The 14,087-nt window shown below is 61.8% G+C and carries 12 protein-coding genes and 1 pseudogene; 8 read left to right on the plus strand and 5 right to left on the minus strand.

Going from position 1 to position 14,087, the window contains the following annotated elements; translation table 11 throughout:
* Position 1: 1 nt before the first annotated feature.
* On the minus strand, positions 2-1,945 hold the full coding sequence (locus BGRAMDRAFT_RS03500) for a putative bifunctional diguanylate cyclase/phosphodiesterase (protein WP_044020258.1): 1,944 nt from the start codon (positions 1,943-1,945) through the stop codon (positions 2-4).
* 343 nt (positions 1,946-2,288) lie between these two features.
* On the opposite strand from BGRAMDRAFT_RS03500, the gene BGRAMDRAFT_RS03505 reads away from it, so the two are divergent.
* The 6 genes from BGRAMDRAFT_RS03505 to BGRAMDRAFT_RS03530 all read left to right on the plus strand — a co-directional run bounded on the left by BGRAMDRAFT_RS03505 (position 2,289) and on the right by BGRAMDRAFT_RS03530 (position 8,316).
* Positions 2,289-3,383 (plus strand): ABC transporter ATP-binding protein, encoded by a 1,095-nt coding sequence (locus tag BGRAMDRAFT_RS03505; RefSeq protein WP_006047281.1) that lies wholly within the window; start codon positions 2,289-2,291, stop codon positions 3,381-3,383.
* On the plus strand, positions 3,370-4,494 hold the full coding sequence (locus tag BGRAMDRAFT_RS03510) for an ABC transporter ATP-binding protein (RefSeq protein ID WP_006047282.1): 1,125 nt from the start codon (positions 3,370-3,372) through the stop codon (positions 4,492-4,494). The genes BGRAMDRAFT_RS03505 and BGRAMDRAFT_RS03510 overlap by 14 nt, the downstream gene beginning before the upstream one ends.
* Positions 4,491-5,387, plus strand: a complete 897-nt coding sequence (locus BGRAMDRAFT_RS03515; RefSeq protein WP_006047283.1) for a carbohydrate ABC transporter permease — start codon at positions 4,491-4,493, stop codon at positions 5,385-5,387. Before BGRAMDRAFT_RS03510 ends, BGRAMDRAFT_RS03515 begins: the two co-directional genes overlap by 4 nt.
* Positions 5,377-6,189: a carbohydrate ABC transporter permease gene (locus tag BGRAMDRAFT_RS03520; RefSeq protein ID WP_006047284.1), complete on the plus strand. Its 813-nt coding sequence runs from the start codon at positions 5,377-5,379 to the stop codon at positions 6,187-6,189. Before BGRAMDRAFT_RS03515 ends, BGRAMDRAFT_RS03520 begins: the two co-directional genes overlap by 11 nt.
* Positions 6,189-6,470 (plus strand): DUF2160 domain-containing protein, encoded by a 282-nt coding sequence (locus BGRAMDRAFT_RS03525; RefSeq protein ID WP_006047285.1) that lies wholly within the window; start codon positions 6,189-6,191, stop codon positions 6,468-6,470. The genes BGRAMDRAFT_RS03520 and BGRAMDRAFT_RS03525 overlap by 1 nt, the downstream gene beginning before the upstream one ends.
* A gap of 106 nt (positions 6,471-6,576) precedes the next feature.
* A complete protein-coding gene (locus BGRAMDRAFT_RS03530; protein WP_006047286.1) occupies positions 6,577-8,316 on the plus strand; it encodes an ABC transporter substrate-binding protein in 1,740 nt (579 codons plus the stop codon).
* 105 nt (positions 8,317-8,421) lie between these two features.
* Here BGRAMDRAFT_RS03530 and BGRAMDRAFT_RS03535 read toward each other — a convergent pair whose 3' ends face one another.
* From BGRAMDRAFT_RS03535 to BGRAMDRAFT_RS03545, 3 genes are read right to left on the minus strand one after another with little or no spacing between them, the layout of a single operon-like run.
* On the minus strand, positions 8,422-8,931 hold the full coding sequence (locus tag BGRAMDRAFT_RS03535; protein WP_044020260.1) for a DUF1697 domain-containing protein: 510 nt from the start codon (positions 8,929-8,931) through the stop codon (positions 8,422-8,424).
* Between the two features lie 40 nt (positions 8,932-8,971).
* The gene (locus BGRAMDRAFT_RS03540) at positions 8,972-9,799 is read right to left on the minus strand and encodes a DUF2182 domain-containing protein (RefSeq protein WP_006047288.1); all 828 of its coding nucleotides are present in this window, start codon (positions 9,797-9,799) and stop codon (positions 8,972-8,974) included.
* An 8-nt stretch (positions 9,800-9,807) separates the two neighbouring features.
* Positions 9,808-10,575, minus strand: coding sequence for a DUF899 domain-containing protein (locus BGRAMDRAFT_RS03545; RefSeq protein ID WP_006047289.1), 768 nt, complete (start codon positions 10,573-10,575; stop codon positions 9,808-9,810).
* Between the two features lie 123 nt (positions 10,576-10,698).
* Here BGRAMDRAFT_RS03545 and BGRAMDRAFT_RS03550 point away from each other — a divergent pair, with 123 nt between their 5' ends.
* Together BGRAMDRAFT_RS03550 and BGRAMDRAFT_RS03555 are read left to right on the plus strand one after the other, a co-directional pair.
* The gene (locus BGRAMDRAFT_RS03550; protein ID WP_006047290.1) at positions 10,699-11,925 is read left to right on the plus strand and encodes a hypothetical protein; all 1,227 of its coding nucleotides are present in this window, start codon (positions 10,699-10,701) and stop codon (positions 11,923-11,925) included.
* Positions 11,926-11,934: 9 nt separating this feature from the next.
* Positions 11,935-12,588 (plus strand): Vgb family protein, encoded by a 654-nt coding sequence (locus tag BGRAMDRAFT_RS03555; RefSeq protein ID WP_006047291.1) that lies wholly within the window; start codon positions 11,935-11,937, stop codon positions 12,586-12,588.
* A 41-nt stretch (positions 12,589-12,629) separates the two neighbouring features.
* Here the strand turns inward: BGRAMDRAFT_RS03555 and BGRAMDRAFT_RS03560 are convergent.
* Positions 12,630-13,999, minus strand: a pseudogene (locus BGRAMDRAFT_RS03560) (MFS transporter).
* Positions 14,000-14,087 lie beyond the last annotated feature (88 nt).

The following is a 14,087-nucleotide window of genomic DNA, read 5'->3' on the forward strand; positions in this document are numbered from 1 at the left end:
CTCAGGACTGGTTCACGGAGCGCACGGACTGCACGGGCAGCTTGTCGTCGATACGCGCGATCTCACAGCCTTGCACCGGTCTGCCGAGCAGGAAGCCTTGCGCATGCGTGCAGCCGGAGCGCCGCACGAAATCTAGCTGCTCCTGCGTTTCGATGCCTTCGGCCGTGGTCGGCATGCCAATCTCGCGCGCCAATGCGACGATCCCTCGCACCACTGCCGCGGATTCGCGCCGATGCACTGACTCCTTCACGAACGAGCTGTCGATCTTAAGCTTGTCGAACGTGAAGCGCACGAGTGTCGACATGGTCGAGAAGCCAGTGCCAAAATCGTCGAGCGCAAGACCGATGCCCAATGCACGCAGCCGCGAGATGTTGCGCCGGGTCACCACGTCGTCGTTCAGCAGCACGGTCTCCGTCACCTCGATGTTCAGGCGCTCGGGCGGAAGCCGCGTCTTGCGAAGCACGCCCGCCACGATCGACGCAAATGCCTCCTCACGCAATTGCACCGGCGACACGTTGACCGCGACCGGCACCTTGTCGCACCACATGACCGCTTCCTTGCACGACTGCAGCAAAGCCCACTCGCCGAGCGCGAGTATCAGCCCGGTACGTTCGGCAGTCGGAATGAAAGCGGACGGCGAGAGCTCGCCGCGCGTCGGATGCGTCCAGCGAATCAGCGCTTCGCGGCCCGTCACTTCGCCGCTCGCGAGGTCCAGGATCGGCTGATACTCCATGCGCAGTCCGATGAACGTGCGCAACGCGCCTTCCAGGTCGCTGCGCAACAGGCTCAGGCTTTCGTCGGAGACATGTTCGTGTGCGTCGAAAATCAGATAAGCGCTCTTGCCGCTGCGCTTGACCGCGTACAACGCGCGGTCGGCGCAAATCAGCAATTGCGGACCCGTGCACGCGTGCTCGGGGTACAGCGCCACGCCCACGCTCGCGCCGATATGCACGAGCGCTTCCGTCAGCACGAAGGGGCGCGCCAGCGTCTTGACGATGCTGTCCGCGATGAGCCGCACATCGCGGGACGGCTCGGGCGCTTCCGAGATCACCACGAACTCGTCGCCGGCCAGGCGTCCGACGATGTCGGTGGCCGGCATCACTTCACGCAGGCGAACCGCGGCTTCCTGAAGAATCTGATCGCCCGCGGCATGGCCGAGACTGTCGTTGATCGCCTTGAAGCCGTCGAGGTCGATCAATAGAACAGCGAACAATCCGTCGCGTTGCGGCGCGCTGACCGCCGTGCGCTCGAACAGCAATTCGTTGATGCGCGCACGATTCGGCAAGCCGGTGAGGCTGTCGTGATGCGCGAGCCGCTGACTGCTTTCGCGCGCGAGCAGCAGCGCCACCGTATCGCGATTACTGCGCAGCGCAACCGTGAGAAAACCGGCGGCGCAAAACGGCGCCTGAAAGAGAAGCACGAGTTTTCCGGAGCCCGGCGACAGCGCCGCGCCGACGCCCAGCAAACCGATGATGAAGACGATCTGCAGCATCACGAGCCGCGGCGTGGCCGCATTGCGTCCCGCGAGTCCGCCGACAACGCCGACCGCGCAAACATTGCCAAGCAGAAAGAGCGTTGCGTCTCCGCTGATGTTGCACAGCAAAGCGCCCAGGCCGAACAACGCGCTCCACAGAACGCTCGCAAACAGAAAGGCCGCGGTAGGTGTGGGCAAACCCAGCGCGCTGCGGCGGCGGCACGACCAGATGAGCGCGAGCCGCACGATCAGCAGCGCGACAACGGCGCCCGTCCACGTCGCATACAGCAAGCTCGGGTGCAGATAGTAAGCGGTCGCGCAGACGCTGATTTCGCAAATGGATGCGAAGACGATGGACGCGGTGCGTGTGAAAAGATTGGCGAGAAGTATCTGGCGGTTCTCCGCGCTCAGATTCTGAGCCGAAGACACGAGCCACCTGAAAAATGGAGACCTTGGTTCGCTAAAAGCCATGACCCGCGCATTTTTAGTGGTTAGTGGTTCGAAACCGGCAGCGTGCGTATCGATTATCACGTAAACGTTCGGCAAAAGGTTAATTCCGCCAAATAGTGGCGCGAATCCGCTTTCCCACTTGCTGGGTATATGCCCGACAGAAAACGGCTTGGTAGGCCCTTTACGGAGACCCGTATCGACGAGGTTCTCTATTTCCGCCTTTCGTAAGGTTAACCCCGATTTAAACGCAAACCAACAAAAGGGAAATTCTGTCTGCTGCGTGTAATAAAAGTGCAACCCAATCGATGCCATCGTCAAGCTGCGGTTTGACGGTCGCATCGCGCGCGCCTGAAAGGAGAACAATTTGGTCCTGGAACTGGAGCAAGTCAGTGTCGTTTCTGGCGGGCAACCGTATCTGTACGGCGTGGATTTGCGTCTTGTGCCAGGCGCTATCAATGTGCTGCTGGGTCCGACCCAGGCGGGAAAGACCACGCTGATGCGCGTGATGGCGGGACTGGACAGGCCGAACGCGGGCCGCGTGCTGGTGGACGGCCAGGACGTGACAGGCGTCAGCGTGCGCCAGCGCAATCTGGCGATGGTCTATCAGCAGTTCATCAATTATCCGGCGATGACCGTGTTCCAGAACATCGCGTCGCCGCTCCAGTTGCAGAAGACCGATTCGGCGGAAATTCGCCGGCGCGTGCTCGAGGTCGCGGGGAAACTGCATATCGAGCATCTGCTCGAGCGGCGGCCGAGCGAACTGTCGGGTGGTCAACAGCAGCGCTGCGCGCTCGCGCGTGCGCTCGTGAAGCGCACGTCGCTCGTGCTGCTCGACGAACCTCTCGTGAATCTCGACTACAAGCTGCGCGAGGAATTGCGCATGGAGTTGACCACGCTTTTCGCGGACGGCAAGACGACCGTGGTCTATGCCACCACCGAACCGCTCGAAGCGCTGCTGCTCGGCGGCTATACCGCGATCATCGATAAAGGCCGCGTGCTGCAATTCGGTCCGACGCTCGACGTCTACAACGCGCCCGTCAACGTCGATGCAGCAGCCGTCTTCAACGATCCGCCGATGAACATGCTGACGAGCGAACTTAACGGCAACGGCCGCGCGCATCTGCCGATCGGCGTCGACGTTCCGCTCCGGCAAGGCACCGCTGCGAACGGCGCATGCCGCATCGGCATACGGCCAGGGCACTTGCGCCTTCACGCGAAAGCGCCGCATGCAGTCGCCGTTCCCTGCCGGCTCGAACTGGCCGAGTTGAGCGGCTCGGAAACCTATCTGCATTTGCGCACGCTCACGGGCGGCATCGACCTCGTCGCGCAGTTGCAGGGCGTGCATCAGATCGAGCTCGGCACCGAACTCAACGTTTTCATCGACCCTGACGAACTGTTCGTGTTCGGCGCGGATACGAAACTGGTATCGAGCCCGGAGGCCGCTCATGGCGCGCATTGAGTTCCAGAATCTCGCGCACGCATATCGTCCGAAGCCCGCGACACTCGACGACTACGCGCTGCAGCCCATGAGCATGGTGTGGGAAGACGGCGGCGCTTATGCGCTGCTCGGGCCGTCGGGCTGCGGCAAGACCACGCTGCTCAATATCGTGTCGGGCCTCGTCAAGCCGTCCGAGGGCAAGGTACTGTTCGACGGACGCGACGTGACCGCGCTCGGCGCACGGGAGCGCAACATCGCGCAGGTGTTCCAGTTCCCGGTGATCTACGACACGATGACCGTGTTCGACAACCTCGCGTTTCCGCTGCGCAATCGCAGGATGCCGGCCGCCGAAGTAAAAAAGCGCGTGCACGAAGTCGCGGAAATTCTCGACATGACGCGCGATCTCCCGCACAAGGCCAGCAATCTGGCGGCCGACGCGAAGCAGAAAATATCGCTTGGACGCGGCCTCGTTCGCCAGGACGTCGCGGCGATTCTGTTCGACGAACCGCTGACCGTGATCGATCCGGCGATGAAATGGATGCTGCGCCGGCAGTTGAAAAAGATCCATCAGCAACTGAAGCTCACGCTGATCTACGTCACGCACGATCAGGTCGAGGCGCTCACTTTCGCCGATGAAGTCGTCGTCATGACGAACGGCCGCGTCGTGCAGAAAGGCGGCGCCGATGCGCTGTTTCTGCGGCCGGATCATGCGTTTGTCGGCTACTTCATCGGCAGTCCGGGTATGAATCTTTGTCCGATCGAACTGGACGCCGACGGCGCGCGAATCGGCTCACAGCGTCTCACGCTCGGCGCCGCCACGCTCGCGGCGCTGGGCGACGCGCATCAGCAGGCAAAGAGCCCGCTTACATTGGGCATTCGCCCCGAGTTCGTGCGGCTCGCCCACGAAGGCGAAGCCGGCGCCGTCAAAGTCGAGGTGCTGCGCGCGCAGCAACTCGGCAACTATCAACTCGTGACCGCGCAATGCGACGGCCATCTCTTCAACGCGAAACTCGAGCCGCATGTGCGCGTGGTGAACGGGCCCGCGTGGCTGCGCGTAGCCGCGCCAGAAACAGTGTTCTTCTGCAATGACGAAAGAATCGATGCACGTAACGCAGAAGGAGCCACGCAATGAACAAGCCCGTCAATCAGAAAGCGTGGCTTCTTGTGATACCCGTGTTCATCTGCGTGGCCTTCTCCGCGATCTTGCCGCTGATGACGGTCGTCAACTATTCGGTGCAGGACATCATTAGTCCGACGCAGCATGTGTTTGTCGGCACCGAGTGGTTTCGCAACATCATGACCGATCCCGATCTGCGCGACGCGCTCGGCAGACAGATCATCTTTTCCGCTTGCGTGTTGCTGTTCGAGATTCCGTTGGGCGTGGGCCTCGCGCTTTCGATGCCCGCTTCCGGATGGCGCGCATCGGCGGCGCTCGTCGTGCTCGCCATGCCGTTGCTGATTCCATGGAACGTGGTCGGCACGATCTGGCAGATTTTTGGGCGCCCGGATATCGGCCTGCTCGGTTACTGGCTCAATAGCCTCGGCTTCGATTACAACTACACGGCAAGCCCCACGGCCGCATGGATCACCGTGCTGGTGATGGACATCTGGCACTGGACGCCGCTCGTCGCGCTGCTTTGCTACGCGGGCTTGCGCGCCATTCCCGATGCGTTCTATCAGGCCGCCGAAATTGACGGCGCGAGCCGCTTCGCGGTTTTCCGCTACATCGAACTGCCGAAAATGCGCGGCGTGCTGATGATCGCCGTGCTGCTGCGGTTCATGGACAGCTTCATGATCTACACCGAACCGTTCGTGCTGACGGGCGGCGGCCCCGGCGACTCGACAACTTTTCTCAGCCAGTACCTGACGCAAAAAGCGGTCGGCCAGTTCGACCTCGGCCCCGCCGCGGCTTTCTCGCTGATCTATTTCCTCATCATTCTGCTGCTGTGCTTCATTCTCTATAACTGGATGAGCCGCGTAGGCAAAGGCGGCCCCGCTGCGGGAGGAGACGAACATGCAGGATAAGCGCCGCTGGATGCGCACGTTGGTGCTCGTCGTCTATATGCTGTTCGCACTGATTCCGCTTTACTGGATGTTGTCGATCTCGCTGCGCACGAACGAAGAAACCATGTCGACGTTCGCCACGCTGCCGCAGCACATCACGTTCGACAACTACAAGATCATCTTCACCGATCCCTCCTGGTACTGGGGCTACATCAACTCGATCATCTACGTGCTGATGAACACGGTGATGTCCGTGCTCGTCGCGCTGCCCGCCGCTTACGCGTTCTCGCGTTACCGCTTTCTCGGCGACAAGCACATGTTCTTCTGGCTGCTCACCAACCGGATGACGCCGCCCGCCGTGTTTTTACTACCGTTTTTCCAGCTCTATTCGAGCGTCGGTCTAACCGACACGTATATCGCCGTCGCGCTCGCGCACATGCTGTTCAACGTGCCGCTCGCCGTGTGGATTCTCGAAGGCTTCATGTCGGGCGTGTCGCGGGAAATCGACGAGACCGCGTACATCGACGGCTATACGTTCCCCGCTTTCTTCGTGAAGATCTTTCTGCCGCTGATCAAATCGGGCGTCGGCGTCACGGCGTTTTTCTGCTTCATGTTCAGTTGGGTCGAACTGCTGCTCGCGCGCACGCTGACGTCCGTCAATGCGAAGCCGATTGCGGCCGTGATGACGCGCACCGTATCGGCGGCCGGCATGGATTGGGGCGTGCTGTCGGCGGCGGGCGTGCTGACCATCGTGCCCGGCGCGCTGGTGATCTACTTCGTGCGCAACTACATCGCGAAGGGCTTTGCGATGGGGAGAGTCTGATGTTCACGTGGATGTACTGGACGCCCGAGGTGGCGATCTTCTTCGTCTGCATCGTCGTGATGCTGGCCGGCATGACCGTGTGGGAACTGCGCTCGCCGACGCATGAACGCAAGGGCTTTCTGCCTATCGCGACCACGCGCGGCGATCGCCTTTTTATCGGCCTGCTCGCGGCCGCGTATGTGAATCTCGCGTGGATCGGCATTAGCGCCGAAGGCTCGACTTCGTGGCCGGGCTCGCTGGCTTCGCTACTGGTTCTGCTCGCGATCATGTGGAAAGGTTGAATAGAAACGAAACGCACGCAATGAGCACTCGCAATTGCCGGTTCCGCTGATGCCCCAAGCGGGCGCCGGAAAGATCGAAGGGGCACGAAGGACACAGGAGAAGACCATGCAACAGAGGAGACGGATCGTCGCGCTCGCAGTGGCAAGCATCGTGTCGGGTGCCTTTGGGAACCAGGCTATGGCGGGCATACCTGAAGCGCAGAAGTGGGTCGATAGCGAGTTTCAACCTAGCACGCTCTCGAAACAGCAGCAGATGGACGAAATGAAATGGTTCGTCGACACCGCGAACAAACTGAAGTCGCAAGGGGTCAAGGAAATTCACGTCGTGTCGGAAACGATCGACACGCATATCTACGAATCCAAAACGCTCGCGAAAGCCTTCACTGAAATCACCGGCATTCAGGTGAAGCACGACATCATTCAGGAAGGCGATGTCGTCGAAAAATTGCAGACGTCGATGCAATCCGGGCAAAGCATTTACGATGGCTGGATCTCGGACTCCGATCTGATCGGCACGCACTATCGCTATGGCGTCATCATCCCGCTGTCCGATTACATGGAGGGTGAAGGCAAGCAATACACGAATCCTGGGCTCGATATCAAAGACTTTATCGGCACCAGCTTCACGACGGCGCCGGACAAGAAGCTCTATCAACTGCCCGATCAGCAGTTCGCCAATCTTTACTGGTTCCGCGCGGACTGGTTCGCCCGCAAGGACTTGCAGGACAAGTTCAAGGCGAAGTACGGCTATGAGTTGGGCGTGCCGGTGAACTGGTCCGCGTATGAAGACATCGCCGAGTTCTTTACGAATGACGTGAAGAACATCGACGGCGAAAAAGTCTACGGCCATATGGACTACGGCAAGAAAGACCCGTCGCTCGGATGGCGCTTTACCGACGCATGGCTTTCAATGGCGGGCGAAGCCGATAAGGGCATTCCGAACGGCATGCCCGTCGACGAATGGGGCATTCGCGTGACGCCGGACGGTTGCCATCCGGTTGGCGCATCGGTGTCGCGCGGCGGCGGCACCAACAGCCCGGCGGCCGTCTATGCGACGACCAAATACATCGACTGGCTCAAGAAATACGCGCCGCCCGAAGCGTCCGGCATGACCTTCAGCGAGGCCGGCCCTGTGCCCGCGCAAGGGAAGATCGCGCAGCAGGTGTTCTGGTACACCGCGTTCACCGCGTCGATGCTGAAACCCGGCAACGTGACGAACCCCGACGGCACGCCGAAGTGGCGCATGGCGCCGTCGCCGCACGGCGCGTACTGGAAGGACGGCATGCAGAACGGCTATCAGGACGTCGGCTCGTGGACCTTCTTCAAGTCGACGCCGGCCAATCAGCGCGCCGCCGCATGGCTGTATGCGCAGTTCGTGACGTCGAAGAGCGTGTCGCTGAAGAAGTCGATTGTCGGTCTCACGTTCATTCGCGACTCCGATATTCATAGCGACTACTTCACGAAGAACGCGGACAAGTACGGCGGTTTGATCGAGTTCTATCGTAGCCCGGCACGCGTCGCATGGACGCCGACCGGCAACAATGTGCCGGACTATCCGAAGATGGCGCAGCTCTGGTGGAAGAACGTGGGCACCGCAGTCGCTGGAGAAAAGACGCCACAGGCCGCAATGGATAACCTCGCCAAGGAGATGGACCAGGTGTTGTCGCGCTTGCAACGCGCCGGCATGAAGGCATGCGCGCCGGAGATGAATGCGGCAAGCGATCCGTCGAAGTGGTTGTCCGATCAGCACGCGCCGTGGAAAAAGCTCGCCAACGAAAAGCCGAAGGGCGAGACGGTCAAGTACGATCAGTTGCTGTCGGCGTGGAAGGCGGGCAAGGTGCGGTAAGCGGCTAACGTTGCGATCGGCAATCCGCAGTCAGTTTGTGAAAGGGCGGCACGATTGATTGTGCCGCCCTTTCCTTTCTTATTAGCGCCGATTGAAGACTTTAAGCTACTCGTTCGCCATCTCGACTAGCTTTGCAACCGTGTTCATGTTGCGCGCGGTTCCCGTTTTGGCTGCGGGAATTTTGAGCTTCGTGTCGGCCATTCCGTTGTTGTAGTGCACGTAAATCTCGCGCGTGCCGAGCGCCATTTCTTCGTCGCGCTGGCCGCTTGCGTGAGCGAGTGCATCGGCGGGCGGCGGTGCGTCGAGAAAGATCGCGACCGTACGATTCGCTGGGGCCGACTTGAACGGATTCGCCGCGAGTATTTGCGCAAGTTCCGCGCTCGTGCGCACCGCGACGCCGACCGGCTTGCCCGCATACGCTTTGAGACAACGCTCGAGCCGGCTCTTCACCGACGCTTCGGCAAGCTTGCTGTCGAACACGACATTGCCGCTCGCAATATACGTGCGGACATTCGTGAAGCCAACGGATTCGCACATACTTCGCAACTCAGCCATTGGCAGTTTGCCGGTGCCGCCGACATTCACGGCGCGCAGAAGAGCGATATATCGGGTCATCAGTTCGTTTCTGTTTTATTGAGCGTTGCAACGAATGCTTTTACATGAACGAAGCGGCTCTCACGATCATCAGCAAACCCGTGCCGACGATTGTGAACCCAATGCCTCGCACGACAAGCGGACCACGCGGCGCGAGACGCTCGAGCGTGATCGCCACAGTAAGCGCGGCCATCGCCAGAAGATCCATCACGCCGATCGCGACGAGTACCGCCGTGAAGCTCGCGCAGCAATAGCAGCAATGAAGCCCGAGACGCAGGCCGTATCGTAACGCGGCATCGGAACGCAGCGGCAATGCAGCGTGGCCGCATTCCTGTGGCTGTTGGCAGCAGTCGAGATAATGCGCCTTCCATGCGGAGGATTGCAACGCGCCTGCGAGCAGCACCATCACACCGGCTATAACGGGCACAGCATGCGAGAGCGCCGGCACTCGCATTTGAAGCGTGGCGAAGGCCGCGCCGAGCGCGAACACCACCGCGCCCAATGCAGCCCATACGGCGAAATAGCCGATGCCTGCGAGCCAGGTCAACCATGTGAGCATCGCTGCCCGCGCGTGCGTCACACTACAGAGCGCTTCGCGATAACGCCACAACACAGGCGCGACGGAAGGCAGCATCATCGCGGTCATCATCGCGATCCACATGCCGACGAACGATGCCGCGACGCGCGGCCACGTCTGTCCGCACATGGGCATCCACATCATCGACATGCTCCAGCCGCCGGGCATCGGCAACTCGCCCATTGCCGACATCGACAGGCAAGCCGCGATGGTCGCGCCCGCACTGATCGCGAACAGCAAGCCGCAGACGCTGTAGAAAGCAGCGCGCGCAGAGCATCGCGCGCCGCTTTCGCCGACACTAACGAGGTCCATCACGCGCCTCAGCGCTTCTCGTATTCGTCGTGACGGCGCCACCAGATGCCCGTCTCGTTGCGCCCTTTCGGCGCGCGGTCGAGCCATTGGTACATGCCCCACAGTCCGTCGAGTCCGCGCGCATAAGTCGAGTACGTGTGGTACACGTCGCCGTCTTCGAGCACGAACGCGCTCAGTCCTGGCCGGTCGCGCGCATACGTCGACGGGTCGGTTCCGCAAGTCTCCGCAAATTGAGCGACGGGTTCGGGCGCCGGCACGGCGTCCATTGCGTGACGCCCGCGCTGATAGTTATATTCGACGGTGCCCTCGCGCTGCTGCTGCTCGGTGAACGAGATATTGAAGTCGAAGTTGAAGTCGCTGCCCGCCGACGACGCCCACGGAAACGTCCAGCCCATGCGCCGTTTATATTCCTGAAGCTTCGCAAGCGGGGCGCGCGAAATCGCCATCAGCCTCACGTCGTGATTCGCGAGATGAACCTCGAAGCCGTCGAAGCCGTCCGCAATCGACGAGCACGACGGGCAGCCCGCCTTGTAGTCCGGCCCGAACATGAAGTGATAAACGAGAAGCTGCGAGCGTCCTGCAAACAGATCGGCAAGCGTTGCACTGCCTTGCTCGGTTTCAAATCGATACGTCTTGTCGACGCGAACCCAGGGCAATTCCTGGCGTTGCCGCGCGATCTCGTCGCTGCGCCGCGTCAATTCTTTTTCCGCGTTGAGCAGATCAAGGCGCGCGGCCAGCCATTCTTCGCGTGTCCCGGTCTTATGTGTCGTGGTCATGGCTCTCTCCGTTCGGTTTCCTTCGTCGTTCGATCGCTTTCGATACGACGTACTGGTTAGCGGTCGTGCTAGATTAGTACCGGGATTCCTGACCGTGGGAGTGACAAGTGTGGCGCGATTTCAATGAAGACCGATCCGCTCATTCAAGCCGCGGCGCAGGCACTCGCGGCCGGTGATCCGCTCGGCGCATTGAAGCGCGTCGCCTTGCGCGACGACGCGCCGGCGCTCGCGCTTCGCGGCATCGCCATGGCGCAACTCGGCGATCTGATTCGGGCGAAGGCGCTGGTGCGAAGTGCCGCGCGCGCGTTCGGCGCCCGGCAAGCCGTCGCGCGTGCGCGATGCGTGGTGGCGGAAGCGGAGATCGCCCTCGCCTCGCGCGATCTTGCGTGGCCAGCCAAAGCGCTCCGCGACGCGCGCGCGATTCTCGAAGCCCACGGCGACCGCGCCAATGCCGCGCATGCAGCGTATCTGGAGGTGCGGCGGCGCGTGCTGATCGGTCATATCGACGACGCTGAGCGCCTGCTTGCCGCGCTCGATCCCACGCCTTTGCCGCCTGCGTTGCGGGCCGCGCATGAGCTGGTCGTCGCAGGCGTCGCGCTGCGGCGCTTGCAGACTGCCGCGGCTCGCGTCGCATTCGCACGCGCGAAACAGGCCGCCTATGAAGCGCGTATTCCCGCGCTGATCGCCGAAGTGGAAAGCGCTTCGCACACGCTGAAGCTGCCCGCCGCGCGTCTGATCGCAAGCGGCGAAGAGCGGCTTTTGCTGCTCGACGAAGTGGAAGCGTTGCTCGCGTCAGAGGCTCTCGTGGTCGACGCATGCCGTCACGTCGTGCAGAAGACCGGCGCGATCGTCTCGCTGACGCGGCGGCCCGTGCTGTTCGATCTCGCGTATCAACTCGCCGAAGCGTGGCCCGCCGATGTCCCGCGCGACATGTTGATCGCGCGCGCCTTCAGGACGAGCCACGCCGACGACTCGCATCGCGCGCGCCTGCGTGTAGAAATGGGCCGCTTGCGCACGATGCTCGGCGCGCTCGCCGAAGTGAGTGCAACGCGGCGCGGCTTTGCGTTGATGCCGCGTCACGGGCATCGCGTTGTGCTGCTCGCGCGTCCCGTCGAAGAAACTCACGCGGCCATGCTCGCACTGCTCGCCGATGGCGAGTCGTGGTCGAGTTCCGCGCTTGCGCTCGCACTCGGCGCAAGCCAGCGCACCGTTCAGCGCACACTCGATTCGCTCGCGGCCGCAGGCAAGGCGCAGTCTTTTGGCCGCGGACGCGCGCGCCGCTGGATGGCGCCGCCCGCATCCGGATTCGCGACAACGTTGTTACTCTCCGCGCCGCTCGCGCTCAATTAGGATGACAGCATGAATCGATCAAACGCCACCATCATCCGTGAATACGGTCCCTTTCCGGACGTCGAGCAAGTGGGCGGCGTCACTTATGACGGCCAGCATGTCTGGATCGCGGCCGGGAAGACGCTGAACGCATTCGATCCCGCGAGCGGTGACACGCTGCGCAGCATAGAGATCGCCGCCGACGCGGGCACGGCCTTCGACGGCCAGCATCTGTACCAGATCGCCGAAGGCCGCATCCACAAGATCGACCCGGCCAGCGGCCGCATACTCTCGACGATTCCCGCGCCTGGCGGCAACGGCGCTTCAGGACTTGCGTGGGCTGAAGGGTCGCTGTGGGTCGGCGAATATCGCGAGCGCAAGATTCATCAGGTCGATCCCGAGACCGGCGCGGTGCTGTCCACCATTCAATCGAATCGCTTCGTGACGGGCGTCACGTGGGTCGACGGCGAGCTTTGGCACGGCACCTGGGAAGACGACGCGAGCGAGCTGCGTCACATCGATCCGGGTACCGGCGAAGTTCTGGAAAGCCTCGAGATGCCGGCGGGCGTCGGCGTGTCCGGTCTCGAGTCGGACGGCGGCGAGCAATTCTTTTGCGGCGGCGGCAATAGCGCAACAGTGCGCGCCGTGCGCCGCCCCGAACGCGAGACTGGCGAAGTCAGATAGCAGCAGTTGCGGCGCGCGGCATGCTGCGCCGCACCGCATGTTCACGCATGCCGATGACCATGATCGCCGCTGCTCATCGACTGCGGTTCGTCGTATTCCTGCGAGATGTCCTTGTTCGTGTAGTCGCCCAGACGCGATGCAGCAATGAGGCTCAGCAGCCCGCAAACGAACACATAGATGGCAATGGCGTAGCCCGAGTGATAGTAAGCGAACAGCGCCGTCGCGATCAGCGGCGCGGGACCGCCCGCGATCACCGACGCCAATTGATACCCGAGCGACGCGCCGCTATAGCGCAGCCGCCCTGTGAACGACTCGGCGATCAATGCGGCTTGCGGTCCGTACATCATCGAGTGCGGTACGAGCGAGAGCACGATGGCCACGAAAATCCACGTCGGATCGCGCGTGTCGACCATGGCGAAATAAACAAAGCCGAACAGGCCCGCCGCGGCCGCGCCGATCATGTACATGCGACGCCGCCCGATCAGATCGGACACATGGCCGAACAGCGGAATAGTGCCGAATTCGAGCACGGAAGCGACCAGCACCGCCGTCAACAGCAGATCGCGAGACGCGCCAAGCGTCGTTACGCCATACGTGAAAACAAATGCCGTGAAGATGTAGAACGGCGCCTGTTCCGCCATGCGCGCAATCGCCGAAAGAAGAATGTCTTTCGGCTGACGGCGAATGACTTCGAGCATCGGCGTCTTTTCGATTTTGCGTTCCGCGAGAAGCTTCGCGAAGATCGGCGTCTCGAGAATGTTCAGTCGAATGTAGAGGCCGATTGCGACCAGAACAATGCTCAGGAAGAACGGCACGCGCCAGCCCCAGGTCAGGAACGCGTCGCCGGAAATGGCGCTCATTGCCAATACCGCGAGGTTCGCGATGAATAGCCCGGCGGGCACACCGAACTGCGGCCACGACGCGACGAAGCCGCGGTGCGCGTTGGTGCGCGCCCATTCCATCGACATCAGCACCGACCCGCCCCACTCGCCGCCGACGCCCACGCCCTGAATGAAGCGCAGCACCGTGAGTATCACCGCGCCCCAGATTCCAATGGACGCATACGTCGGAACAAACGCGACGGCGAAAGTCGCCAGCCCCATCAGCAGCAGCGTGACGATAAGCGTGGCTTTGCGGCCGATACGATCGCCGTAATGCCCGAAAATAGCCGCGCCCACCGGCCTCGCGATAAAGCCGACCGCGTAGATGAGAAACGCCTGGAGTGTGCCGACGAGCGGGTCCGATTGCGGAAAGTACAGCTTCGCAAATACCAGACCTGTTACCGTGCTGTAGAGAAAGAAGTCATACCATTCGATCGTCGTGCCGATCGTGCTGGCGATAACGGCGCGGCGCAGTGGCGCCGTGCGTCTTCGTCGGAGAGGGGCACCGCCCCTGGTTGCGTGGCAGTCATTTCGCACCCCCGATTGAATGCGCGACATTGCTGTATTGACATGTTGCGCGGGGGGAGGTTCCGGCTTCGCGTGCTTGCTTGCCTGCTT

Source organism: Paraburkholderia graminis C4D1M (assembly GCF_000172415.1).
Lineage (GTDB): Bacteria > Pseudomonadota > Gammaproteobacteria > Burkholderiales > Burkholderiaceae > Paraburkholderia > Paraburkholderia graminis.

Excerpts from the sequence above, each read along its gene's own strand:
- BGRAMDRAFT_RS03500 (WP_044020258.1), bottom strand. The coding sequence starts at position 1,945 with ATGGCTTTTAGCGAACCAAGGTCTCCATTTTTCAGGTGGCTCGTGTCT.
- BGRAMDRAFT_RS03510 (WP_006047282.1), top strand. The coding sequence starts at position 3,370 with ATGGCGCGCATTGAGTTCCAGAATCTCGCGCACGCATATCGTCCGAAG.
- BGRAMDRAFT_RS03515 (WP_006047283.1), top strand. The coding sequence starts at position 4,491 with ATGAACAAGCCCGTCAATCAGAAAGCGTGGCTTCTTGTGATACCCGTG.
- BGRAMDRAFT_RS03520 (WP_006047284.1), top strand. The coding sequence starts at position 5,377 with ATGCAGGATAAGCGCCGCTGGATGCGCACGTTGGTGCTCGTCGTCTAT.
- BGRAMDRAFT_RS03525 (WP_006047285.1), top strand. The coding sequence starts at position 6,189 with ATGTTCACGTGGATGTACTGGACGCCCGAGGTGGCGATCTTCTTCGTC.
- BGRAMDRAFT_RS03530 (WP_006047286.1), top strand. The coding sequence starts at position 6,577 with ATGCAACAGAGGAGACGGATCGTCGCGCTCGCAGTGGCAAGCATCGTG.
- BGRAMDRAFT_RS03535 (WP_044020260.1), bottom strand. The coding sequence starts at position 8,931 with ATGACCCGATATATCGCTCTTCTGCGCGCCGTGAATGTCGGCGGCACC.
- BGRAMDRAFT_RS03540 (WP_006047288.1), bottom strand. The coding sequence starts at position 9,799 with ATGGACCTCGTTAGTGTCGGCGAAAGCGGCGCGCGATGCTCTGCGCGC.
- BGRAMDRAFT_RS03545 (WP_006047289.1), bottom strand. The coding sequence starts at position 10,575 with ATGACCACGACACATAAGACCGGGACACGCGAAGAATGGCTGGCCGCG.
- BGRAMDRAFT_RS03550 (WP_006047290.1), top strand. The coding sequence starts at position 10,699 with ATGAAGACCGATCCGCTCATTCAAGCCGCGGCGCAGGCACTCGCGGCC.
- BGRAMDRAFT_RS03555 (WP_006047291.1), top strand. The coding sequence starts at position 11,935 with ATGAATCGATCAAACGCCACCATCATCCGTGAATACGGTCCCTTTCCG.